20 protein-coding genes are annotated in these 23,144 nt (G+C 53.3%); 11 read left to right on the plus strand and 9 right to left on the minus strand.

The genetic code is table 11. The annotated features are described in order from the left end of the window. Positions 1–63: 63 nt before the first annotated feature. The 6 genes from F0Q32_RS07550 (at position 64) to narI (ending at position 9,360) form a co-directional block, all read left to right on the plus strand. The gene (locus F0Q32_RS07550; RefSeq protein WP_370516872.1) at positions 64–876 is read left to right on the plus strand and encodes an IclR family transcriptional regulator C-terminal domain-containing protein; all 813 of its coding nucleotides are present in this window, start codon (positions 64–66) and stop codon (positions 874–876) included. A 381-nt stretch (positions 877–1,257) separates the two neighbouring features. Continuing rightward, a complete protein-coding gene (locus tag F0Q32_RS07555) occupies positions 1,258–2,646 on the plus strand; it encodes a NarK family nitrate/nitrite MFS transporter (RefSeq protein ID WP_149462546.1) in 1,389 nt (462 codons plus the stop codon). 60 nt (positions 2,647–2,706) lie between these two features. Then, complete coding sequence (locus tag F0Q32_RS07560) at positions 2,707–6,447, plus strand: nitrate reductase subunit alpha (RefSeq protein WP_149462547.1); 3,741 nt, start codon at positions 2,707–2,709, stop codon at positions 6,445–6,447. Next, positions 6,444–7,988 carry a nitrate reductase subunit beta gene (narH, locus tag F0Q32_RS07565; protein ID WP_149462548.1) on the plus strand — a complete coding sequence of 515 codons (1,545 nt, stop codon included), beginning with the start codon at positions 6,444–6,446 and terminating at the stop codon, positions 7,986–7,988. The genes F0Q32_RS07560 and narH overlap by 4 nt, the downstream gene beginning before the upstream one ends. Next, positions 7,988–8,683, plus strand: a complete 696-nt coding sequence (gene narW, locus F0Q32_RS07570) for a nitrate reductase molybdenum cofactor assembly chaperone (protein WP_149462549.1) — start codon at positions 7,988–7,990, stop codon at positions 8,681–8,683. Before narH ends, narW begins: the two co-directional genes overlap by 1 nt. Continuing rightward, entirely contained in the window at positions 8,680–9,360 is a 681-nt protein-coding gene (gene narI, locus F0Q32_RS07575) for a respiratory nitrate reductase subunit gamma (protein WP_149462550.1), read from the plus strand. The genes narW and narI overlap by 4 nt, the downstream gene beginning before the upstream one ends. A 59-nt stretch (positions 9,361–9,419) precedes the next feature. Here narI and F0Q32_RS07580 read toward each other — a convergent pair whose 3' ends face one another. Continuing rightward, positions 9,420–10,613, minus strand: coding sequence for an MFS transporter (locus F0Q32_RS07580; RefSeq protein ID WP_149462551.1), 1,194 nt, complete (start codon positions 10,611–10,613; stop codon positions 9,420–9,422). Between the two features lie 111 nt (positions 10,614–10,724). Between F0Q32_RS07580 and F0Q32_RS07585 the strand changes: the two genes are divergently transcribed. Next, entirely contained in the window at positions 10,725–11,681 is a 957-nt protein-coding gene (locus F0Q32_RS07585; RefSeq protein WP_149462552.1) for an AraC family transcriptional regulator, read from the plus strand. Positions 11,682–11,684: 3 nt separating this feature from the next. On the opposite strand, the gene nhoA is transcribed toward F0Q32_RS07585, so the two are convergent. Beyond that, on the minus strand, positions 11,685–12,530 hold the full coding sequence (gene nhoA, locus F0Q32_RS07590) for an N-hydroxyarylamine O-acetyltransferase (protein ID WP_149462553.1): 846 nt from the start codon (positions 12,528–12,530) through the stop codon (positions 11,685–11,687). 198 nt (positions 12,531–12,728) lie between these two features. Here nhoA and F0Q32_RS07595 point away from each other — a divergent pair, with 198 nt between their 5' ends. Beyond that, the gene (locus tag F0Q32_RS07595; protein WP_149462554.1) at positions 12,729–13,301 is read left to right on the plus strand and encodes a flavin reductase family protein; all 573 of its coding nucleotides are present in this window, start codon (positions 12,729–12,731) and stop codon (positions 13,299–13,301) included. A 43-nt stretch (positions 13,302–13,344) separates the two neighbouring features. Here F0Q32_RS07595 and pptA read toward each other — a convergent pair whose 3' ends face one another. The 4 genes from pptA to F0Q32_RS07615 form a co-directional block, all read right to left on the minus strand. Continuing rightward, positions 13,345–13,572 (minus strand): tautomerase PptA, encoded by a 228-nt coding sequence (gene pptA / locus F0Q32_RS07600; RefSeq protein ID WP_149462555.1) that lies wholly within the window; start codon positions 13,570–13,572, stop codon positions 13,345–13,347. A gap of 96 nt (positions 13,573–13,668) precedes the next feature. Beyond that, positions 13,669–13,956: a hypothetical protein gene (locus tag F0Q32_RS07605; RefSeq protein ID WP_149462556.1), complete on the minus strand. Its 288-nt coding sequence runs from the start codon at positions 13,954–13,956 to the stop codon at positions 13,669–13,671. 86 nt (positions 13,957–14,042) lie between these two features. Continuing rightward, positions 14,043–14,660, minus strand: a complete 618-nt coding sequence (locus F0Q32_RS07610; protein WP_149462557.1) for a glutathione S-transferase family protein — start codon at positions 14,658–14,660, stop codon at positions 14,043–14,045. Between the two features lie 66 nt (positions 14,661–14,726). After that, on the minus strand, positions 14,727–15,731 hold the full coding sequence (locus F0Q32_RS07615; RefSeq protein ID WP_149462558.1) for a LacI family DNA-binding transcriptional regulator: 1,005 nt from the start codon (positions 15,729–15,731) through the stop codon (positions 14,727–14,729). 315 nt (positions 15,732–16,046) lie between these two features. Here F0Q32_RS07615 and F0Q32_RS07620 point away from each other — a divergent pair, with 315 nt between their 5' ends. Together F0Q32_RS07620 and F0Q32_RS07625 are read left to right on the plus strand one after the other, a co-directional pair. Next, positions 16,047–17,243, plus strand: a complete 1,197-nt coding sequence (locus F0Q32_RS07620) for an L-talarate/galactarate dehydratase (protein ID WP_149462559.1) — start codon at positions 16,047–16,049, stop codon at positions 17,241–17,243. A 69-nt stretch (positions 17,244–17,312) separates the two neighbouring features. Further along, complete coding sequence (locus tag F0Q32_RS07625; protein WP_149462560.1) at positions 17,313–18,623, plus strand: MFS transporter; 1,311 nt, start codon at positions 17,313–17,315, stop codon at positions 18,621–18,623. Between the two features lie 211 nt (positions 18,624–18,834). Here the strand turns inward: F0Q32_RS07625 and F0Q32_RS07630 are convergent, their stop codons facing one another. Further along, positions 18,835–19,299, minus strand: a complete 465-nt coding sequence (locus F0Q32_RS07630; protein ID WP_149462561.1) for an adhesin — start codon at positions 19,297–19,299, stop codon at positions 18,835–18,837. Positions 19,300–19,802: 503 nt separating this feature from the next. Further along, positions 19,803–20,201 (minus strand): cupin domain-containing protein, encoded by a 399-nt coding sequence (locus tag F0Q32_RS07635; RefSeq protein WP_149462562.1) that lies wholly within the window; start codon positions 20,199–20,201, stop codon positions 19,803–19,805. Positions 20,202–20,530: 329 nt separating this feature from the next. Between F0Q32_RS07635 and ansP the strand changes: the two genes are divergently transcribed. After that, positions 20,531–21,973, plus strand: a complete 1,443-nt coding sequence (gene ansP / locus F0Q32_RS07640; RefSeq protein WP_149462563.1) for an L-asparagine permease — start codon at positions 20,531–20,533, stop codon at positions 21,971–21,973. A gap of 49 nt (positions 21,974–22,022) precedes the next feature. On the opposite strand, the gene F0Q32_RS07645 is transcribed toward ansP, so the two are convergent. After that, the gene (locus F0Q32_RS07645) at positions 22,023–23,084 is read right to left on the minus strand and encodes a YncE family protein (protein WP_149462564.1); all 1,062 of its coding nucleotides are present in this window, start codon (positions 23,082–23,084) and stop codon (positions 22,023–22,025) included. Between the last annotated feature and the right edge of the window lie 60 nt (positions 23,085–23,144).

The raw sequence follows: 23,144 nt of genomic DNA on the forward strand, positions 1-23,144 counted from the left end.
GAGATTCCTGCCTGCCGTTGCACCCACAAGGTATAGTGACGCAGTGAGCATCGTTACCCCTGAATGGAGCGGGTTAAAATGAGCAATGAAATCAATGACTCCCTTACGGCCAGGCAGGCTGAGCGGGACCCCAACTTTATGTTGTCTCTGGCCCGTGGCCTGGAGGTGCTGAGTGCCTTCACCCCACAACGTCAGCGATTAACAATCTCACAACTTAGTCAGAAAACCCAGATCTCCCGCGCGGCCGTTCGCCGCTGTTTGTATACCCTTGCGGCGCTGGGCATGGTGCATACGCCAGATGGCCGCAGCTACGAGCTTTTACCCCGCGTGCTGGCGGTCGGTCATGCATACCTCGCCGGAACACCGCTGGCGAAAGCGGCTCAGCAATCTCTCGACACGCTCGGTCAGCAACTCAATGAATCCTGCTCAGCCGCGACGCTTGATGGTGATAATGTGCTGTACATTGCGCGAACCGCTGTAAATAACCTGCTAAGCATTGATTTAGGGCGCGGCAGTCGTTTGCCCGCCTGGGCGACCTCTATGGGCCGCGTGCTGCTGAGTGCGCTGCCGGAAGAGCAACTAGAGGTGACACTGTCACGTGCAACATTAATTCGCTACACGCCGCATACACTGTGCAATATAGAGTCCCTGCGCACGGAGATTGCCAAAGTGCGTATTCAGGGTTATGCCCTTGCTGATCGGCAGATAGAGGTGGGGCTTTGCTCGCTGGCGGTTCCTTTGCTGTCGCGCAGTGGTCAAATCGTGGCGGCGATGAATGTTGGTGTCCCGGCCTCCAGCATGGACGCCCAGGCGTTGAAGGAGAAAGCACTGGCTCCCTTAAGGCGGGCGGCGATGGAGCTGTCGTTGCAGTTGTGAGAAGAGCGCCCCTCTCCCTGGCCCTCTCCCACAGGGAGAGGGTACAGGTTGTGCACATCCTAAATCTGGGCGCTTGTTTTCTCCCTCTCCCTGTGGGAGAGGGCCGGGCTGAGGGCATCCCAACCAATACTTTAGTTTCCCTGACGTTTCCAGAATCCCCCGAAAAAACCGCGCATGAACAACCAAACATTAACTTAATCGTTACATTTAGTAACAATTGTTATCCCTGATAATACCCATGTCCTTCTCGTGGCGGGCTTTTCTTATCTATCCTTCATTCGAGACTCCAATAATACCGATTATTTGACGGCGCCCTGATTTGTGGAAATCAGCCGCCGTTATTGCTTGTTTTTCATTAATTACTGGCGCGTCGAGGGTAATATGTCACAACAAAATGAGAAAAATAATCATTATCTTTTAACTACGTGGAAACCGGAAAATGCGGCGTTTTGGGAGAATAAAGGGCATAAGATAGCACGAAAAAACCTCGTCATTTCAGTAAGTTGTTTATTACTCGCCTTCTGTGTCTGGATGCTCTTCAGTGCCGTTGCGGTCAATCTCAATAAAGTCGGCTTTAATTTCACCACCGATCAGCTCTTTTTATTAACTGCGTTACCTTCTCTCTCCGGGGCTATTTTACGCGTCCCCTACTCCTTTATGGTGCCTATATTGGGTGGGCGTTACTGGACGGTATTAAGCACGGTAATTCTCATTATTCCCTGCGTTTGGCTGGGCATTGCCATTCAGAACACCAATACTCCTTTCGAAGTATTTATCATTATTTCACTACTGTGTGGATTCGCAGGTGCGAACTTCGCCTCCAGCATGGGAAACATCAGTTTCTTTTATCCAAAAGCGAAGCAAGGTAGCGCACTGGGCATCAACGGCGGCTTAGGGAATCTGGGCGTTAGCGTCATGCAGTTGGCTGCGCCGCTGGTGATTTTCCTGCCAATATTTACCTTCCTGGGAGTTCATGGTGTCACGCAGGAAGACGGCTCTTCAATGTGGCTCACCAACGCCGCGTGGATCTGGGCTCCCCTGTTATTCATCGCGACCGTTGCCGCCTGGTTTGGCATGAATGATATCGCAAGCTCGAAGGCCTCGATAGCCGAGCAACTGCCCGTGCTGAAAAGCGGGCATATGTGGCTGTTAAGTCTGCTGTATCTCGCCACCTTCGGCTCATTCATCGGCTTCTCGGCAGGCTTTGCGATGCTGGCGAAAACGCAGTTCCCGGATGTGAACATCCTGAAGCTCGCCTTCTTCGGGCCGTTTATCGGCGCGCTGGCGCGTTCCTTTGGTGGCGTTATCTCTGACCGTCTCGGCGGCGTGCGCGTCACGCTGGTGAATTTTATCCTCATGGCAGTGTTCAGCGCCCTATTGTTCCTTACCCTTCCCGGTTCCGGGTTGGGTAGTTTCCTGGCATTTTATGTAGTCTTTATGGGACTGTTCCTGACCGCCGGATTAGGCAGTGGATCAACTTTTCAGATGATCGCCGTTCTCTTCCGTCAACTGACGATCGATAAAATCAAAAAACGCGGCGGCAGCGATGAAGAGGCCCAACATGCTGCGGTTACTGATACCGCCGCTGCGCTGGGCTTTATCTCTGCCATCGGTGCTGTCGGTGGTTTCTTCATACCGAAAGCCTTTGGCACCTCGCTGGCCCTTACCGGTTCCCCGGTCGGCGCGATGAAGGTATTCCTCGTCTTTTACATCGTTTGTGTGCTGGTGACCTGGCTGGTTTATGGTCGCCGTAAAGCGTCATCTCAATAATCAAAAATACCTGAGCAGTGCAACCACGGGGAAGCCGCTTTCCCCGTCAGGAGAAATGTCATGAGTAAGTTGCTGGATCGCTTTCGTTATTTCAAACAAAAAGGCGAAACCTTCGCCAATGGCCACGGCCAGGAGTTTCATACCAACCGTGACTGGGAAGACAGCTATCGCCAGCGTTGGCAATTCGACAAAATTGTGCGGTCTACCCACGGCGTCAACTGTACTGGCTCCTGTAGCTGGAAAATCTACGTAAAGAATGGCCTGGTCACGTGGGAGACCCAACAGACTGACTATCCACGAACCCGTCCTGATCTGCCGAATCATGAACCGCGCGGCTGCCCGCGTGGCGCGAGTTACTCATGGTATCTCTACAGTGCCAACCGCCTGAAATATCCGCTGGCGCGTAAAAAGCTGATTGAACTGTGGCGCGAGTCGTTAAACCAGCACAGTGACCCGGTCCTGGCCTGGGATGCCATCATGTCTGATAAGCAAAAATGCCTGAGCTACAAGCAGGCGCGCGGCAAAGGCGGATTTGTTCGCTCATCGTGGAAAGAGTTGAACCAGCTTATCGCCGCCGCCAACGTGTGGACCATCAAAAACTACGGCCCGGACCGCGTGGCGGGCTTCTCGCCGATTCCGGCGATGTCGATGGTGTCTTACGCTGCGGGGACGCGTTATCTCTCACTGATTGGCGGCACCTGTCTGAGTTTCTATGACTGGTACTGTGACCTTCCTCCGGCATCGCCGATGACCTGGGGTGAGCAAACGGATGTGCCGGAATCCGCTGACTGGTACAACTCCAGCTATATCATCGCCTGGGGCTCTAACGTGCCGCAGACGCGTACACCTGACGCCCACTTCTTTACTGAAGTACGCTACAAGGGCACTAAAACCATTGCGATTACCCCGGACTATTCGGAAGTTGCCAAACTCTGCGACCACTGGCTGGCGCCAAAACAGGGCACCGATAGCGCCCTGGCGATGGCGATGGGCCATGTGATCCTCAAAGAGTTTCATCTCGATAACCCAAGCGAATACTTCCTTAACTACTGTCGTCGCTACAGTGATATGCCGATGCTGGTGATGCTCGACGCGCGTGAAGATGGTTCGTACAGCGCAGGCCGAATGCTGCGCGCCTCCGACCTCGTGGATGGTCTGGGTGAAAGCAATAATCCGGAATGGAAAACCGTGGCCTACAACACCACAGGCGAACTGGTGGTGCCGAACGGCTCAATTGGCTTTCGCTGGGGCGAGAAAGGCAAATGGAATCTGGAATCACTGGCAGCCGGTCAGGAGACCGAACTGACGCTGTCGCTGATGGACACCCGTGATACGGTGGCAGGCGTGGCGTTCCCCTACTTTGGCGGCAATGAAAACCCGCATTTCCGCAGCGTCAAACAGGAACCGATTCTGGTACGCCAGCTTCCGGCAAAACAGTTGACCTTCGCCGATGGTCACAGTGGCCTGGTGGTGAGCGTCTATGACCTGATCCTGGCAAACTACGGCCTCGATCGCGGTCTGAATGACGAGCACGCCGCCACAGACTATGATGATGTCAAAGCCTACAGCCCGGCCTGGGCCGAGCAGATCACCGGCGTACCGCGCAGAAACATTGAGCTGATTGCTCGCGAGTTTGCCGACACCGCCAACAAAACGCACGGTCGTTCAATGATTATTCTCGGTGCCGGGGTCAACCACTGGTACCACATGGATATGAACTACCGTGGGATGATCAACATGCTGGTGTTCTGCGGCTGTGTGGGGCAAAGTGGCGGCGGCTGGGCGCACTATGTCGGCCAGGAGAAACTGCGTCCGCAAACCGGTTGGCTGCCGCTGGCCTTCGCGCTGGACTGGAACCGTCCGCCGCGCCATATGAACAGCACCTCGTACTTCTATAATCACGCCAGCCAGTGGCGCTATGAGAAACTCACCGCGCAGGAACTGCTCTCCCCGCTGGCCGATCCAGGGAAATACACCGGTCATCTGATCGACTTTAATGTTCGCGCCGAGCGTATGGGGTGGCTGCCGTCTGCCCCGCAGCTCAATCTGAATCCACTGCACATCAAAGGCATGGCGGAAGCCGCAGGCGTGTCGCCAACGGACTATACCGCACAGTCCCTGAAATCCGGCGATATTCGCATGGCCAGCGAGCAGCCGGACAGCGGTAAAAACCACCCGCGAAACCTGTTTATCTGGCGCTCTAACCTGCTGGGCTCTTCCGGTAAAGGACATGAGTATATGCTCAAGTATCTACTGGGCACGGATAGCGGTATACAGGGTGAAGAGCTGGGCTCCACCAATGACGTAAAACCGGAAGAAGTGGAGTGGCAAACCGCCGCCATTGAGGGCAAGCTGGATCTGCTGGTCACGCTCGATTTCCGTATGTCCAGCACCTGTTTGTTCTCCGATATCGTCCTGCCAACCGCGACCTGGTATGAAAAAGACGATATGAACACCTCGGATATGCATCCGTTTATCCACCCGCTCTCCGCCGCGGTCGATCCGGCCTGGGAATCGAAAAGCGACTGGGAGATCTACAAAGGTATCGCCAAATCCTTCTCCGACGTATGTCAGGGCCACCTGGGTCAGGAAACAGATATCGTCCTGCTGCCGCTGCAACATGACTCTCCGGCAGAGTTATCGCAACCGTTTGATATTAAAGACTGGCGTAAAGGCGAATGTGATCTGATTCCCGGCAAAACCGCCCCAAACATTATTGCCGTGGAACGTGACTATCCGGCAACTTACGAACGCTTTACTTCCCTTGGCCCGTTAATGGACAAACTCGGTAACGGCGGGAAAGGCATCAGCTGGAAGACGCAGCAGGAAGTCGATTTCCTCGGCAAGCTGAACTACGTCAAGCTGGATGGCCCGGCCAAAGGTCGCCCGAAAATCGAAACCGCGCTGGACGCCTCGGAAGTGATTCTTTCTCTGGCCCCGGAAACCAACGGCCAGGTGGCGGTAAAAGCCTGGGAAGCGCTGGGCGAATTTACCGGGCGCGATCACACCCATCTGGCCTTGAATAAAGAGGATGAGAAGATCCGCTTCCGCGATATTCAGGCCCAGCCGCGCAAAATTATCTCCAGCCCAACCTGGTCTGGACTGGAGAGTGAACATGTTTCCTATAACGCCGGTTACACCAACGTGCATGAATTGATCCCATGGCGCACGGTTTCCGGGCGACAACAGTTGTATCAGGACCACGCCTGGATGCGCGATTTCGGTGAGGCTCTGGTGGCTTATCGTCCGCCAATTGATACCCGCAGCGTCACCCACATGAAGGAAGTGCCACCCAACGGTTTCCCGGAGAAAGCGCTTAACTTCCTGACGCCGCACCAGAAATGGGGCATCCACTCTACTTATAGTGAAAACCTGCTGATGCTGACCATGTCACGCGGCGGGCCGATTGTGTGGATAAGCGAAACCGACGCCAAAGAGCTCGGCATCGCCGATAACGATTGGATTGAAGCCTTCAACGCCAACGGCGCACTCACCGCTCGTGCTGTCGTCAGCCAGCGTGTTCCACCGGGCATGACCATGATGTACCACGCTCAGGAACGCATTATGAACATCCCGGGCTCGGAAGTGACCGGGCTGCGCGGCGGTATTCACAACTCGGTCACCCGCGTCTGCCCGAAACCGACACACATGATAGGCGGCTATGCGCAACTGGCCTATGGCTTTAACTATTACGGAACGGTCGGTTCAAACCGTGATGAATTCATCATGATCCGCAAAATGAAAAACATTGACTGGCTGGATGGCGAAGGTCAGGACCAGGTACAGGAGGCGAAAAAATGAAAATACGTTCGCAAGTTGGGATGGTACTGAATCTTGATAAATGCATCGGCTGTCACACCTGCTCGGTGACCTGTAAAAACGTCTGGAGCAGCCGAGAAGGCATGGAGTACGCGTGGTTTAATAACGTGGAGACCAAACCCGGCATTGGCTATCCGAAAAACTGGGAAGATCAGGATAAATGGCAAGGCGGCTGGGTGCGCGGTATCAGCGGCAAACTCACGCCGCGCCTGGGCGGCAAGCTCGGGCTGTTATCGAAAATCTTCGCCAACCCGGTGCTGCCGGCTATTGACGAGTATTACGAACCCTTCACCTACGATTACCAAAGTCTGCACAACGCGCCGGAAGGAAAACATTTACCCACCGCGCGGCCGCGTTCACTGATAAGCGGCCAACGCATGAACAAAATCGAATGGGGCCCAAACTGGGAAGAGTTGCTGGGCGGTGAATTCGATAAGCGTGCGCATGACCGTAACTTCGAATCGATGCAGAAAGAGATGTATGGCGCGTTTGAAAATACTTTCATGATGTATCTCCCACGACTGTGTGAGCACTGTCTGAACCCCAGTTGCGTGGCAACCTGCCCGAGCGGTGCGATCTATAAGCGTGAAGAAGATGGGATTGTGCTTATCGACCAGGACAAATGCCGCGGCTGGAGGATGTGCATCAGCGGCTGTCCGTATAAAAAAATCTACTTCAACTGGAAGAGCGGCAAGTCAGAAAAATGCATTTTCTGTTATCCGCGCATTGAGTCCGGTCAGCCGACCGTGTGCTCGGAAACCTGCGTCGGGCGCATCCGCTACCTTGGCGTGCTGCTCTATGATGCGGATCGTATCGAAGAAGCGGCGAGCACCGAGCATGAAACGGATCTCTATGAGCGTCAGTGCGATGTGTTCCTGAATCCGAACGACCCGGCGGTCATTGAAGAAGCGCTGAAACAAGGCATTCCGCAAAACGTTATCGACGCTGCCCAGCGCTCCCCGGTCTATAAAATGGCGATGGACTGGAAGCTGGCCCTGCCGCTGCACCCGGAATATCGCACTCTGCCGATGGTCTGGTACGTACCACCGCTGTCACCGATTCAGTCCGTGGCCGACGCCGGTGGCCTTCCGCGCAATGGCGGCGTGTTGCCTGCCGTAGAAACCCTGCGTATACCGGTGCAATACCTTGCCAATATGTTGAGCGCAGGCGATACCGGCCCGGTGCTGCGCGCCCTGAAACGCATGATGGCGATGCGCCATTACAAACGTTCGCAAACCGTCGAAGGCGTGACCGATACCCGTGCGATTGAGGAAGTGGGCCTTAGCGTGGAACAGGTTGAAGAGATGTACCGTTATCTGGCTATCGCTAATTACGAAGATCGTTTCGTGATCCCCACCAGCCACCGAGAACTGGCGGAAGATGCCTTCCCGGAACGTAACGGTTGTGGCTTTACCTTTGGCGATGGTTGTCACGGTTCAGACACCAAATTCAACCTGTTCAACAGCCAGCGTATCGATGCCATCAACATCACGGAAGTGCGCGAAAAAGCGGAGGGAGAGTGATGCAAATATTGAAGGTGATCGGCTTACTGCTGGAGTATCCGGATGAGGTGTGTTGGGAGAATCGTGACGAGCTGATTAATCTGGTGGAACGTGATGCACCAATGCTGCTGCCGTTTGTGATGAAACACCTCAGCGTACCGCTACTCGATAAACAGGCGGAATGGTGCGAGTTTTTTGAACGCGGTCGCGCCACATCGCTTCTGCTGTTTGAACACGTGCATGCGGAATCACGCGATCGCGGCCAGGCGATGGTCGATTTAATGGCGCAGTATGAAAAAGCCGGGCTGCAGATCGACTGTCGCGAACTGCCGGATTATCTGCCGCTGTATCTGGAATATCTCAGCATTCTTCCGCCTCACGACGCGCAGGATGGATTACAGAACGTCGCGCCCATCCTGGCGCTGCTGGGTGGGCGATTAAAACAGCGAGAAGCACCGTGGTATCACATTTTTGATGCCCTGCTGATTATTGCCAACACCTCCCTTTCAAGTGACAGTGTCACACAACAGGTGGCGGGTGAACCGCGTGACGACACCCGACAGGCGCTAGATGCAGTATGGGAAGAGGAACAGGTGAAATTTATCGAAGATAATGCCACCAGTTGTGACAGTTCCCCATTGCAAAGCTATCAACGACGCTTTAGCCAGGACGTTGCGCCACAGTACGTCGACGTCCGTGCCGGAGGCCCGAAATGATGCAATTTCTCAACGTCTTCTTTTATGACATCTACCCCTATATTTGCGGTACGGTGTTTCTACTCGGTAGCTGGGTGCGTTATGACTACGGTCAGTATACGTGGCGCGCCTCGTCCAGCCAGATGCTCGACAAGCGCGGAATGGTGTTGTGGTCGAATCTGTTCCACGTCGGCATTCTGGGGATCTTCTTCGGCCACCTGTTCGGCATGCTAACGCCTCACTGGATGTACGCCTGGTTCCTGCCGATTGCGGTAAAACAGCAAATGGCAATGATTCTGGGCGGCGTGTGCGGCGTGCTCACGCTGGTGGGCGGCGCGGGCCTTCTGGTGCGTCGTCTGACCAACCCACGCGTACGCGCCACCTCCAGCACCGCCGATATCCTAATCCTCAGCGTTTTGCTGATTCAGTGTATTCTCGGGCTGACCACCATTCCGTTCTCGGCGCAACATCCGGACGGCAGCGAAATGCTCAAACTGGTGGGCTGGGCACAGAGCGTGGTGACCTTCCAGGGCGGCGCATCCACGCATCTGGATGGCGTGGCTATCATCTACCGTGTTCATCTGGTGCTGGGGATGACCATCTTCCTGCTCTTCCCGTTCACCCGACTGGTACACGTGTGGAGTGCGCCAATTGAATATGTCACGCGGCGCTATCAGGTGGTACGGTCACGTCGATAACTTTTAGAAATGCCCGGTGACGCTTACGCTTACCGGGCCTGTTTTTTGTAATCGCACGCTTATTTCGCTACCGCGTTCACTCTTACCCGTGCAAAGACAATCACCATCGCGCTCAACAGTAATACCCCACTCCCCAGAAATACCCCGCTGGCGCCGTTAAGATCAAACACCAGGCCACCGCCCGCCGCGCCCGCGCTAATCGCCAGTTGAATGGAGGCCACCAGTAATCCTCCTGCGCTCTCGGCTTCATCGGGAATAGTCGTGGCCAGCCACGTCGACCAGCCTACCGGCACCAGGCCGAACGCAAAGCCCCACATTGCCACCAGCAGTGCGTCGAGTAATACCATATGACCAAATATCACCATCAGCAGAGCCAGGAAGCTCATCACAAACGGTACCAGTGCCAGCGTTAAATGTAAGTTGCGGCTCAGCAGATAACCGGCCACGGATGTCCCAATAAAGTTAGCAACACCGAAACCAAGTAAGATCAGCGAAACACCCTCCACGCTGGTTTGCGCTACAGTTTCCAGAAACGGCCGTAGATAGGTGAAAAAGGCAAAATGACCGCTAAAAATTAAAATAGTGGCAAACATTCCGCCTAACATACCGGGGCGAGCCAACACCTTAAACAGCGTGGCAAAGCTGCCCACGCTTTGCGGACGCATTGAGGGCAACACCCAAAGTTGCCAGAACAGCGCCACAACGCTCGGGGCCGCACAGAGAATGAATACATTACGCCAGCCAATGAGTCCGCCAAGGTAGCTGCCCAGCGGTGCTGCTACGACGGTAGCGATAGAAACTGCACTGAAAATGATCGCCAATGCCTTCGGTACCATCGCTGCCGGTACCAGCCGCATCGCGGTCGCTGTCGACATTGACCAGAAGCCCCCAATCGCAATCCCCAGCAGCAAACGACCTAATAACAAAACGTTAAGCGACGGAGCAAAGGCCACCATCAGGCTGGAGATAATCTGTAAAACAGAGAAGAACATTAACACCCAGCGGCGATCGATATTTTTAGTCGCAGGCGTGATCAATAACCCCGTTACCAGCGCAATTAAGGCGGTGGCCGTCACCGCTTGCCCGGCCATCCCCTCGCTCACGTTCAGGCTTGCCGCCATGGGCGTCAATAGGCTGGCAGGTAGAAACTCCGCCACGATCAAGCCAAAGACACCCAGCGCCAGTGCATAGACCGCCCGCCAGGCCGGTTTGGTTTTGTCCAGACCGGTTTCCGCTGCAATGCATGTGCTCATAAACATCTCTCCAGAATAATTAACAAATTTTCGACAAGATTAGGAAATCCTCATCAGACGATCTATGATGGAAACCCCTTTACTCTTGATAATTCGTCCGGGAGTGGTGTTATGACGCTTCAGCATCTCGACCTCACCAGCGAACTGCTGGCAGGCATGCGGCTCTCAGGCGTGAGCTACCGCCGTATTGAGAGCGGCCGACCGTTTGGCGTAGAGTTCAGCGCCGTCGCGGGGAAAGCACAATTTCATTTCATCAGTCGTGGCCCGGTGCTGCTACGCACGGCAAGCGGGCAACAGTTAAATCTGGAAAGCGGCGATGCGATGTTTATTCCGAATGGTTCCGGTCATTTCCTGCTCTCAGATGACCGCGCCACATCAATGAATGTTCTGGATCTGCCGACAACACCCGTCTGCTCCACCGTATGCTGTGTCAAAAATGGCTGTGAAACGGCGGCGGATGAAAGCGCGATTATCTTCAGCGGCTGCATGGATTTTGAACTTGGCGGCATGCAACCGCTGGTAAAAGCCATGCCGGAAGTGATGCTGGTAAGCCGCCTGCTGTCGACATGGCCGGAAATTCACCCCTTACTCATCGCTATGGAGCGCGAGTCCCTGACACGTCAGGCGGGATACGCCGGCATCCTTGCGCGTCTTGCCGATGTGGTGGCCGCGCTTATCGTGCGCGGTTGGGTGGAAAGCGGCTGCGGAAGTGCAACCGGGTGGGTGCAGGTGCTGCGCGATCCGAAGCTGGGGCGCGCGATCCATGCGATGCATACGCAGCCGGGTAACAACTGGAAAGTAGAAGATTTGGCGCGGGAAGCAGGCATTTCACGCTCAATTTTTGCCGAGCGCTTTCTGGCCGCTACCGGAATAACGCCCGCCCGCTATCTGACAGAACTGCGGATGCGGCTGGCAATACAGTTTATCGCCAATGAGGGCGTTGCCCTGGAGCAAGTTGCTTTTCGGCTTGGCTACAGTTCACTCGCTGCGTTCAGCCGCGCGTTTAAGCGTATCACCGGAAAAGCGCCGGGCGCGGTACGCCAGACTCCGCGAGGAGAAGCCGCATAACCCCTACTTCCCGGCCTCCGGATGCGTATCAAACGCCGCCATCACCGCCGCCAGCTCGGCTTCACTAAATCCATGACGCGGGTCGTCCACACCCAGACCAAATCGAGTTTCTAGCGTTTCATAAAGCGCGGAGACATCGGCAAGCCGCGTTTTCTCAACCACGTGCCCCTTATCCCAATGGGTGAAACTGAAATTGGTTAAGGTGAGTTTCCCGCCCTCAGGCAGGTGGCGGCACATCAGCAGATGGTGACGGAAATGCGACTGCGGCCAGTGTGCGGACCAGAAATTGCCCATGACATGATCGGCAAAATACTGTTTATCCAGCGTGAAAATATACATTGACTGCCAGTGTTCATGATGGCGGAACTGGAGTGTCCAGTTAACACCTTCGCGCAACAAACGATAATCACCGTGAGGCGTGACTTGCTCAAGGTCGGCTTGCAAACGAATCGGCGCGGTTAAAGTCTGGCCGCCGAAACCCACATCGGCAATCCAGCGCTCGCCTTCCACATCAACCAGCAATAAGCGATGCGTTCTCGGAGGAAGCTGCGGTGGATTTGCCAGTACGACACGCCCAAGCAGGCTGCGAACAGTAAAGCCGAGTTCATGCAGCGCACGTTCCAGCAGACCATTCTGCTCAAAGCAATACCCGCCACGGCGGGCGGTAATCAGTTTGTCCTGTAATGATTGATCGTCCAACTGCATTTCACGCGGCAGCAGAACGTCAATGTTTTCAAAAGGAATGGCGCAGTTATGCAGCAGATGCAGTTTACGCAGCGTCTCGACGGTGGTTTCAGGGGTTCCTTCCCAGCCAACTCGGGAAAAATAAGCGTGCAAAAATGGCGTCATAAGTTATTCCTTATCATTCAGTGCAGTACTTATAACCCATTTTTACCTCTCTATTGGCGTTTTTGTGCGGTGCTCTGCGTCACTTCGATGGAATTGAGCCACTTTTTATCGACAGTGGCGATTCACCCGGTATGCACTTGCTTTATGCGGGAGATACGCCATTACTATTATGATGTATAACCGTTTATTGGACACCCTATGAGCCATTTCCGCCCTGTTGAGTTAAGACATGCCAGCCGTTTACTGAATCATGGCCCGACGATCCTTATCACCAGTAAGGACGAAAAAAGTGGCCGTCGCAATGTGATGGCAGCAGCGTGGTCGATGCCTGTGGAGTTTGATCCGCCGCGTATTGCTATCGTGGTGGATAAAAGTGCATGGTCACGCGAGCTTATCGAACGTAACGGCACCTTTGGCATCGTGGTGCCGGGAGTTGCCGCGACCAACTGGACTTATGCCGTTGGCAGCACGTCCGGGCGCGATGAGGATAAATTTAACAGCTACGGCATCCCGACCGTTAACGGCCCGGTCCTGGGATTGCCCATGATTGAGGAGAAGTGTCTGGCGTGGATGGAGTGTCGCCTGCTGCCGGAAATCAATGCCGCCGAAAGATACGACACATTATTTGGCGAAGTTGTCTCTGCCGCCGCTGATGGTAACGCATTTATCGAAGGGCGCTGGCTGTTTGACGATGACAAGCGTAATACGCTGCATCACCTTGGGGCGGGAACGTTCGTCACCAGCGGGAAGCTGGTACGCGCGCTGGAGTAAATGTCATAACGCTGCCGGGTCGCCACTGCCACCCGGCGAAACATTACATGCTGTAGCCCGGCTTTTTAATCAACTCATTCAGGTGCGGACCAATCTGGCTGTCCCAGACTTCTTTCCAGGCTTCCGGCTGAACCTGCGTCCAGGCAACACTTACGGAACTGTTTTTACTGTGCAGATGACGGATGATCACCTCGGTAATATCCGCAGCCAGCGCTTCGGTCTCTTCGGCGTTCAGTTCATGAGGAAAACTTTTGATATCAACGTGTGGCATAGCAGGCTCCTTATTATAAGAGGTTTAAAGCTACCACAGGTACGGCGGGCGGGTTGTTAAATTGTGCGTTTAGAGCCGCAAAAGCGGTGGTAGAAATTACAACGAGTACCCTGAAATCATCGCCAGGATATCCTGATCTTCGCTGTACTTACTGCGTAAAGCCGGAAGTTGTTTCTCCGCCTTTGAACAGTGCTCGTCGACACCAGCTTTTATCTCTTTCTGCTGTTGTTCCGGGAGTGACGGATCCCATTCTCCAGCCAAATGCTGACAGATTTCAGCCTCATCGATAAATCGCTGAACATCCTGAGGAACTGCCGTTTCGCTTTGCGCATTGAAGGCGGCCAGTAGCATAACGGCAAGAGAGAGTGAACGGTATAATTCCATTGTTGTGACATCCTGTCCTGAATGAATAGGCTGCTCAATGACGCGAGCATCTACCTTAACCTCACTCTCGCTTAAGCGTTTATGATTTAGATTAATTTATTATCACGCAGCACCTGCTGGAGATCGCCTCTCTGGTAGACGGCCTCGGCTACCGACACCAACCCTGGCGTGTTGAGTTCAAACCACGGACGTCTCGGCCCCCATGTCACCATCACCGCGATATAGCAATCAAGTAATGTGATCTCACAGCCCAGCGCGTAAGGCTGAGCGCGGAGCCGTGTTTCCAGCCAGCGATAAAGTGACTTGCGGTATTCAATACAGTTTTCTTTTAACTGCTCCGAGGCATCGGCTGCCCAACGTTCGGGATAATCAGCATAAGTGAAAGTGGGATACACATTGGTGACCAGCCAGATAAGCAACCGTTGAAACTGTTGCCTTTCAGCTCGCCCTATCGGCGGCGCAAGATCAGGGCAACGATCGAGAATCATCAGGGCGATAGCCGCCGTTTCGGTCATGATTTCGCCATTTTCCAGTTCCAGCGTTGGCACCTGACAAAGCGGATTGCGCGCCTTGAGTAAGGCCCGATTTGGCCCCGGCTGGTCGAAACCCTCAACATCAACAAACGTATAGGGAATTTTCGCGAGTGTCAGCATCAGTTCGCTGATGGCGGAACCCCAGCCCGGTACACCGTAGAGCGTTATCATGCTGCCTCCACTTTTGGGGGAAGTGGTAAGTGTAGTGCAACAGGTGAAAGTGATGATAAACGATGTCTACGCCGACTCTCGCTCAATGAGTTCGAACCCTAAATCCAGAATCGTTTCATCGCGCGTGACATGCTCGATACGATCGGCCAACAGTATCGCCGCATGTTCACCGATCCCGCGTCGGTCAACGCTTACCGTGGTGATTGCCGGACGATTAAACGCAGCAAAATCAAGATCGCCGAAGCCTATCACTGCGAGATCCTGAGGCACACGTAACCCGCGAGATTCCGCCTCCATAATGGCCCCCTGCGCCAGGGTGTCAGAACTACACACAATAATATCGAATTCGCTTTCGCCCAACAGCTGACTAAGCCCGCTGCGCCCGAGCGCAAGTGAAGCGGGAAGCGGCACATCAATTTGCGGCGGTTCGTCGATGTCATAACGTTTCAAAACATCGCACAGACCATGCTTACGTTGAGCGGCGCGGCGATCGGCAGTCCATAACAAACCAGGACGTCGGTAACCTTTTTTTATCAGATATTCCCCCGTCGCCTGACCAACCTTTTCATGGGAAAAACCCACCAGCATATCCAGCGGTGTCGGTGTGAGATCCCAGATCTCTACCACCGGAATTGCGGCATTAAGAATCACCTTTTTAAGTTCCGTGGTGTGATGGATTCCGGTAAGCACCACACCATCCGGACGACGAGAAAGCAGCGTTGCCACCAGTTCAGCTTCCGTTTGCTGCGTATAACCCGCTACGCATAGCAGAATGTGATAGCCACGCTGGGCAAGGGTATCGCTTAAGGATTGAATGGTATCAACAAACATATTGTTGTTGATTTGTGGCACCACAACGGCAATGAGTTTGCTACGCCGTGATGCCAGCCCACCAGCAAGTGCATTCGGGATATACCCGGTCGCACGCACCGCCTGCATCACTTTTTCAACCGTTTTTGGCCTCACCAGTTGCGGCGTGTTGAGCGCCCGGCTGACCGTCATTGAAGACAGTCCGGCTGCACGCGCGACGTCTTCGAGCGTTGGCGCACGAGGGGTTTCGGGACGTTTCAATGTGGTTAGTCCTGCCTCAGATATGAAGTTGAACAGGTATTATTCATGATGTTCCCCGCTATTACCAGACGAGCGCCACGCTTACTCAGTAAAAACAATTGCTTAGAGAATGATATCAATCACCTAATGTTAGCGATATCATTATTCATTGTGCAGTTCCCCAAACCCACCTGGAATGTGACATCCACTACACTATATTGCCTTTTTAGTCATGCAATTGTGATCATTTGTTCAGATTTAAATCAATCCCCTGGTCTGTTGAAATAGGCCAGGGTACAAATGTTAGCGCAAACATTTGATTATCAGGAGACAGATATGACCTTTAGCGCAAATTCCGATTCGGTGACCTACGCGAAAGCGGCCAACAGTAAAACAGCAGCAGAAACCGGCGACCGTATTGAGTGGGTGAAGCTTTCTCTCGCCTTCTTGCCGCTCGCCACCCCAGTAAGCGACGCAAAAGTACTTACCGGGCGCCAGAAGCCGCTGACCGAGGTGGCAATCATTATCGCCGAAATTCGCAGTCGCGATGGTTTCGAGGGCGTCGGCTTTAGCTACTCCAAACGCGCAGGCGGCCAGGGTATTTACGCGCATGCCAAAGAAATTGCCGACAACCTGTTGGGCGAAGATCCCAATGATATCGATAAGATTTACACCAAACTATTGTGGGCCGGAGCATCCGTTGGCCGAAGTGGCATGGCCGTTCAGGCTATCTCCCCTATCGATATTGCGCTGTGGGATATGAAAGCGAAACGTGCGGGTTTACCACTGGCGAAACTTTTGGGCGCACATCGTGATTCAGTGCAGTGCTACAACACCTCGGGCGGCTTCCTCCATACGCCCCTGGATCAGGTCCTTAAAAACGTGGTCATTTCACGCGAAAACGGCATTGGCGGCATCAAGCTGAAAGTCGGTCAGCCAAACTGCGCGGAGGATATTCGCCGCCTGACCGCCGTGCGTGAAGCGCTGGGCGATGATTTTCCGCTCATGGTCGATGCCAACCAGCAATGGGATCGCGAAACCGCCATTCGCATGGGCCGCAAAATGGAACAATTCAATTTAATCTGGATTGAAGAGCCGCTCGATGCCTATGACGTGGAAGGCCACGCGCAGCTCGCCGCCGCACTGGATACGCCAATCGCCACCGGTGAAATGTTGACCAGTTTCCGCGAGCATGAACAGTTGATTTTGGGCAACGCCAGTGACTTCGTTCAGCCCGATGCGCCGCGCGTTGGTGGGATTTCTCCATTCCTGAAGATTATGGATCTCGCCGCCAAACATGGTCGTAAGCTGGCACCGCATTTCGCGATGGAAGTGCATTTACATCTTTCCGCGGCCTATCCACTGGAGCCATGGCTGGAGCATTTCGAGTGGCTGAATCCACTGTTTAATGAACAACTTGAACTGCGTGATGGTCGGATGTGGATTTCCGATCGCCACGGCCTGGGTTTCAGCCTCAGCGAGCAGGCCCGTCGATGGACGCAGCTCTCCTGCGAATTCGGTAAACGTCCGTAGTCTTCGGGCGGGTTCTCCCGCCCTCTTACCCTATACCATTCTCTCGCAACCCTGAAACAGGAGTGGGTGATGAATACAATAATAAAACGTACCAATGTCCGTTACAGCATTCTGATATTTCTGTTTTTAGCCACTGTATTTAATTACGCCGATCGCGCAACGTTATCCGTTGTTGCGCCGATCATGAGTAAAGAGCTGGGATTCGACCCGGAGGCCATGGGTCTCGCTTTTTCCGTGTTTGGAATTTCCTACGTCATTATGCAACTGCCCGGCGGCTGGCTGTTAGATCGCTACGGTTCACGTATGGTGTACGGTTGCGCATTAATCGGCTGGTCTTTGGTGACGATGTTTCAGGGCACCATTTATCTTTATGCCAGTCCACTTATTGTTCTGGTGGTGCTGCGTTTAATGATGGGTGCAATTGAAGCACCAGCCTTCCCTGCAAACAGTCGGTTAAGCGTGCAGTGGTTCCCAAACAATGAACGCGGGTTCGTCACCTCGGTGTATCAGGCGGCACAGTATATTTCGTTGGGTATTATTACGCCGTTGATGACCATCATTTTGCACAACCTGAGCTGGCATTATGTTTTCTATTACATTGGCGCGATTGGCGTTTTGCTGGGCATATTCTGGTTGGTAAAAGTAAAAGATCCGCTGCAACATCCAAAGGTAAATCAGCAGGAACTCGATTATATTCGCGAAGGCGGCGGTGAGCCGACTCTGGGTAGTAAGAAAGAGCAGCACAAACTGACGCTGTCGCAAATCAAAAGCGTCTGCGTAAACCGTATGATGATTGGTGTTTACATTGGACAGTTCTGCGTAACATCCATTACCTGGTTTTTCCTGACGTGGTTTCCGACCTATTTGTATCAGGCGAAGGGAATGTCGATTCTAAAAGTTGGGTTTGTTGCCAGCATCCCCGCGATCGCAGGGTTCATCGGCGGATTAATGGGTGGTGTCTTCTCAGACTGGCTACTTAAACGCGGTTACAGCCTGACGACTGCGCGGAAATTCCCGGTTATCTGCGGCATGCTGCTTTCGTGCGTCATTATTATCGCCAACTACACGTCTTCCGAATTCGTGGTGATTGCGGCCATGAGCCTGGCCTTCTTTGCCAAAGGATTCGGTAATCTGGGCTGGTGCGTCTTAAGCGATACCTCGCCCAAAGAGGTGTTAGGTATTGCGGGCGGCGTTTTCAATATGTGTGGTAATCTCGCGAGCATTGTGACGCCACTGGTGATTGGCATAATCCTCGCGAACACCCAATCTTTTGATTATGCGATTCTGTATGTTGGCTCAATGGGGCTTATTGGCCTGGCTTCTTATTTGTTTATTGTCGGGCCACTGGATCGTATTACCCTGACGCCGTCTGCGGCGTAACCGAAACTGGCGATTCATCGCCCCCGCTGCTCCGGTATGATTGTACTCCGCCGGAGTGGCGGTTTTTTGATGATCAATCCCCCTCTTCACCAAAACTTATAATGCCTACCAGATCTAATCTTACATCTGACAGTGAAATGTTCGCGGAAATCCAATGAGATACATGGGGAGTTGTAAAATAACAAAGCATTACCTTCATTTGTAAACACACTCACACCCCACAATACCCCTCCATCTCAACCCGCTTCTCAAAATCTTTCATTTTAATCACCATCACAAACTTATAATCACTTCCCTCATCGTCTGCTGTTTCAGGGTGAATTCGTGTTTGTTGCGTATTCAGAGTGATATCGCCGTTGGAATATATCGCCGAGTGTTCACTTGACATGACTTGCTTTAGCCTTGTTTCTACACCGTTTAACTTCATCACGGCGTAGTAGTCACATTCTTTTGCACCCAATGGGCAGTGCGCACCCTCCAGATATTCTACATTCCCGTCATCGGTTTTTCCTGAACGACTCAGCATACACGTCGTATGCGCAAGGTCATTTCCCTCATCCGGGCCCAGGGTGCCAATGGTGATATTTTCGTTTTGTTTGGTCTCAGTACGCGTCGCGCTACAGGGTATTACTACCGTCGTCATCAGCACCGATGCGATCGTCATTTGTTTCAACATCTCTATATCCTTTTTATCTATCCATTAGGTTAATCACAGCAAAATACTTTCCTGGAAGGAAGGCCCTCCCGGCATTCACCGAAGAAAAATAGCATCCGCTGTTAATAATCATCCTTTTTATTACTACGAATCATACGCACGAAAAATATTTGCGCATCAAATCATGTCCATTGATTGGATATTTGTGTGCTATCGCCCTGATTATGATTATCTGCGCGCCTGAAGAGTATACTTCTCCCCTCAGGCTTTAAACCCACAGGCAAAAATTCAGAATTCATTCATTTCAGAGAAGATAGGGAAATAAAAAAGCGAGCTACGCGTAGGATGGCTCGCTTGAGAGTGATACAAACGCAAAATTGCCTGATGCGCTACGCTTATCAGGCCTACAGGATTCCTGCAACTTATTGAATATCATTTATTTTGTAGGCCGAATAAGGCGTTTACGCCGCATCCGGCAAGAACAAAGTGCACTTTGTCAGTAATCTGAATAACTCAGGCTAACATTAACACTCTTTATACTGTTCCTCTGTCACCTGCTCAAGCCAGGTGACCGGGCTGCCGTTTTCAGCTTCGGCTATAGCGATATGGGTCATTGCCGTTTCGGCACACGCGCCGTGCCAGTGTTTTACCTCCGGTGGTATCCACGCGATATCCCCCTGATTTAACACTTCCGGGGCTTTCCCCCACTCCTGTAACCAACCGCGCCCCTGCGTCACAATTAACGTCTGGCCCAATGGGTGGGTATGCCAGGCGGTACGAGCGCCGGGTTCAAACGTCACCGTTGCACCACCCACTTTCGCGGGATCTTCAGCCTGAAAAGGCGCATCGATTCTGACCGTACCGGTAAACCAACTGTCCGGGCCTTTCACTGACGGCAGCGACCCACTACGAATAATTTTCATCTGACTCTCCTTACGTTGTGCTTACTACCGTAACGCAAACGGGCGATAAGTATTAGCCAGGTAAATGTGAAAGGAGCAATGAACAGAATTCATAAATCGTGAGATTTGCTGAATCGACGTTAGACGCGTTGTTCGCGGACCTCAGATCCATCATCTATATTTTGCGTCAATTTGGCGTTTTGTGTAGGATGCAGCGCCATGTTTGTCTTATCTCTGCATCAGAAACGTGAGAAAGACAGCATAATTTGCTATCCACGCAATCGTTTGTCATTGCGCGGGGTAACAGGACATCCGTGAAGGATTTAGACAGGTAAGCAGGAATAAAATTAATGAATACAAAGCACAATACGACCGAGGAGCAGCGCGCGGCGAAACGCCGTTGGCTGAACTCCCACGAAGAGGGTTATCACAAAGCGATGGGCAATCGTCAGATCCAGATGATTGCTATCGGCGGTGCGATTGGTACCGGCCTGTTTCTCGGCGCGGGCGCACGTTTACAGATGGCGGGGCCGTCGCTGGCTATTGTCTATCTGGTGTGTGGGATCTTCTCTTTCTTTATACTGCGCGCATTGGGTGAGCTGGTATTACACCGCCCTTCCAGCGGCAGTTTCGTTTCTTATGCCCGCGAATTTTTGGGTGAAAAAGCCGCGTACGTCGCAGGCTGGATGTATTTCGTCAACTGGGCGATGACCGGGATCGTCGACATCACCGCCGTCGCGCTCTATATGCACTATTGGGGCGCGTTTGGCGATGTGCCGCAATGGGTGTTTGCGCTGGGCGCGCTGGCGATCGTCGGCACCATGAACATGATCGGCGTGAAATGGTTTGCTGAAATGGAGTTCTGGTTCGCGCTGGTGAAAGTGCTGGCCATTGTCGCCTTCCTGGTTGTCGGCACGATTTTCCTCGGTAGCGGCAAACCGCTTGACGGGAACGCCACCGGTTTCCACCTCATCACCGATAATGGCGGTTTCTTCCCGCATGGTCTCCTGCCTGCGCTGGTGTTGGTTCAGGGCGTCGTTTTTGCGTTTGCGTCGATTGAGCTGGTCGGCACCGCTGCCGGTGAAGCGAAAGATCCTGAGAACACAGTGCCGCGCGCGATCAACAGCGTTATCTGGCGTATCGGCCTGTTCTATGTCGGTTCGGTTGTGCTGCTGGTGCTGCTGCTGCCGTGGAACGCTTATCAGGCCGGCCAGAGCCCGTTTGTCACCTTCTTCTCAAAACTTGGCGTGCCGTATATGGGCGACGTGATGAACGTAGTGGTCCTGACGGCGGCGCTCTCCAGCCTGAACTCCGGCCTCTATTCAACCGGGCGTATTCTACGTTCGATGTCGATGGGCGGTTCCGCACCGAAGTTTATGTCCAAAATGAGCCGCCAGCACGTGCCTTACGCGGGGATACTGGCGACGCTCGGCGTCTATGTCATTGGCGTATTCCTGAACTATCTGGTGCCGTCCCAGGTGTTTGAAATTGTTCTGAATGTGGCATCATTGGGGATTATTGCATCCTGGGCCTTTATCGTGGTCTGCCAGATGCGTCTGCGCAAAGCCATTAAAGAAGGTAAAGCGGCGGATATCAGCTTCAAGCTGCCGGGCGCACCGTTCACCTCCTGGCTGACGCTGCTGTTCCTGTTCAGCGTGCTGGTGCTGATGGCGTTTGACTATCCAAACGGTACCTACACCATAGGCTCAATTCCGGTGATTGCCGTGCTGCTGGTTGCGGGTTGGTTTGGCGTACGTAAGCGCGTGCATGAGATTCATCGCTCAGCGCCGTAATTGGTATAAGAGAATAAAAAAAAGCGGCTGATTAGCCGCTTTTTTTATATTACAGCGCGATACGAATCACGTCGTCCGGCTGTGTTGCTTCTTTCTCGCGAGTTGATTCCTGCTTCACGCTAACGTACAGCGTCTTACCGTCGCCAGAAAGCGCCAGGCTGTTCGGGAAGGTTGGCGTTTTGATGGTTTTGGTCACCTTGTAGGTTTTCGCATCAATCACCGTCACGGTACCCGCTTTACGTTGCGTCACGTAAACTTCATCACGGGCTGGGTTGTAAATTACGCCCAGGGATTCCGGCGTATCGATAGTCGCCAGTACTTTGCCAGATTTCAGGTCAACCGCCAGCACCTGCGGTGCTTTAGAGTCGGTGATAAACGCACGCTGACCTGCGGTATCCAGGCTGATGTTGATATAGAAGTGTTCTTTGCCATCGTCCTGAAGTTTCTTACGCTCCAGCACTTTGTTGCTCGCGGTGTCGATAGTCACCAGCTCACCGTCACCGTTGGTCACATACAGACGCTGCTTGTCCGCATCCACAGCCAGGCCAGTGCCCATTTTACCGGTATTTTCGATGGTCGCTTTCAGCGCCAGTTTCTCGCCGTCAATCGCCCAAACAACGCTCTCTTTACCTAGCCCGGTCACGTAAACGGTGTTGGTTTTCTCATCCACAGCCAGTTCACGCGTTGCCAGCGGGCGCACGGTTTCGCTGCGTTTGCGGTTATCAAGAACCAGACGGCCTTTCACATCGCCCGTTTTGGCGTCAATCGCCGTCACAGTGCTGTTGGTGGCATTGCCAAACCACAGGGTCTGGGTCTGGTTATTAATCGTGGCGCCAAACGGTTTTAAATCGTTATGGATAATCTGAGTAACTTCCAGCGTCACCGGGTCGAGACGGTAAACGATGCCGCCTTTATCGAGTTTACGGCTCTGTGATGTAGCCAGCCAGAGCGCATTTTCCTGCTGGCTATAGGCCATTTCATAAGCCCCTTTGCCGACCGCTTTGCGCAGCATCTCGTCGGCGGCATGGGCGCTAAAGCTGCCCGCCAGTAACAGAGTGCTCAGTAATAACGAACGACGCAGACGCGGTGCGGACAATTGACGTAATGACATGACGACTCCCTTTGATGGACCAATATGTTACTGCTTCACAAGGCTTCTTAACTTCATCGC

This window comes from Pseudocitrobacter sp. 73 (genome assembly GCF_008369545.1).
Classification (GTDB): domain Bacteria; phylum Pseudomonadota; class Gammaproteobacteria; order Enterobacterales; family Enterobacteriaceae; genus Pseudocitrobacter; species Pseudocitrobacter vendiensis.

Coding starts and splice junctions, on each gene's coding strand:
- F0Q32_RS07605 (WP_149462556.1), bottom strand. CDS start 13,956: ATGGAATTATACCGTTCACTCTCTCTTGCCGTTATGCTACTGGCCGCC.
- F0Q32_RS07630 (WP_149462561.1), bottom strand. CDS start 19,299: ATGTTGAAACAAATGACGATCGCATCGGTGCTGATGACGACGGTAGTA.
- F0Q32_RS07610 (WP_149462557.1), bottom strand. CDS start 14,660: ATGATAACGCTCTACGGTGTACCGGGCTGGGGTTCCGCCATCAGCGAA.
- F0Q32_RS07645 (WP_149462564.1), bottom strand. CDS start 23,084: ATGTCATTACGTCAATTGTCCGCACCGCGTCTGCGTCGTTCGTTATTA.
- F0Q32_RS07620 (WP_149462559.1), top strand. CDS start 16,047: ATGACCTTTAGCGCAAATTCCGATTCGGTGACCTACGCGAAAGCGGCC.
- ansP (WP_149462563.1), top strand. CDS start 20,531: ATGAATACAAAGCACAATACGACCGAGGAGCAGCGCGCGGCGAAACGC.
- nhoA (WP_149462553.1), bottom strand. CDS start 12,530: ATGACGCCATTTTTGCACGCTTATTTTTCCCGAGTTGGCTGGGAAGGA.
- F0Q32_RS07555 (WP_149462546.1), top strand. CDS start 1,258: ATGTCACAACAAAATGAGAAAAATAATCATTATCTTTTAACTACGTGG.
- narW (WP_149462549.1), top strand. CDS start 7,988: ATGCAAATATTGAAGGTGATCGGCTTACTGCTGGAGTATCCGGATGAG.
- F0Q32_RS07560 (WP_149462547.1), top strand. CDS start 2,707: ATGAGTAAGTTGCTGGATCGCTTTCGTTATTTCAAACAAAAAGGCGAA.
- F0Q32_RS07595 (WP_149462554.1), top strand. CDS start 12,729: ATGAGCCATTTCCGCCCTGTTGAGTTAAGACATGCCAGCCGTTTACTG.
- pptA (WP_149462555.1), bottom strand. CDS start 13,572: ATGCCACACGTTGATATCAAAAGTTTTCCTCATGAACTGAACGCCGAA.
- F0Q32_RS07580 (WP_149462551.1), bottom strand. CDS start 10,613: ATGAGCACATGCATTGCAGCGGAAACCGGTCTGGACAAAACCAAACCG.
- narH (WP_149462548.1), top strand. CDS start 6,444: ATGAAAATACGTTCGCAAGTTGGGATGGTACTGAATCTTGATAAATGC.
- narI (WP_149462550.1), top strand. CDS start 8,680: ATGATGCAATTTCTCAACGTCTTCTTTTATGACATCTACCCCTATATT.
- F0Q32_RS07625 (WP_149462560.1), top strand. CDS start 17,313: ATGAATACAATAATAAAACGTACCAATGTCCGTTACAGCATTCTGATA.
- F0Q32_RS07550 (WP_370516872.1), top strand. CDS start 64: ATGGAGCGGGTTAAAATGAGCAATGAAATCAATGACTCCCTTACGGCC.
- F0Q32_RS07585 (WP_149462552.1), top strand. CDS start 10,725: ATGACGCTTCAGCATCTCGACCTCACCAGCGAACTGCTGGCAGGCATG.
- F0Q32_RS07635 (WP_149462562.1), bottom strand. CDS start 20,201: ATGAAAATTATTCGTAGTGGGTCGCTGCCGTCAGTGAAAGGCCCGGAC.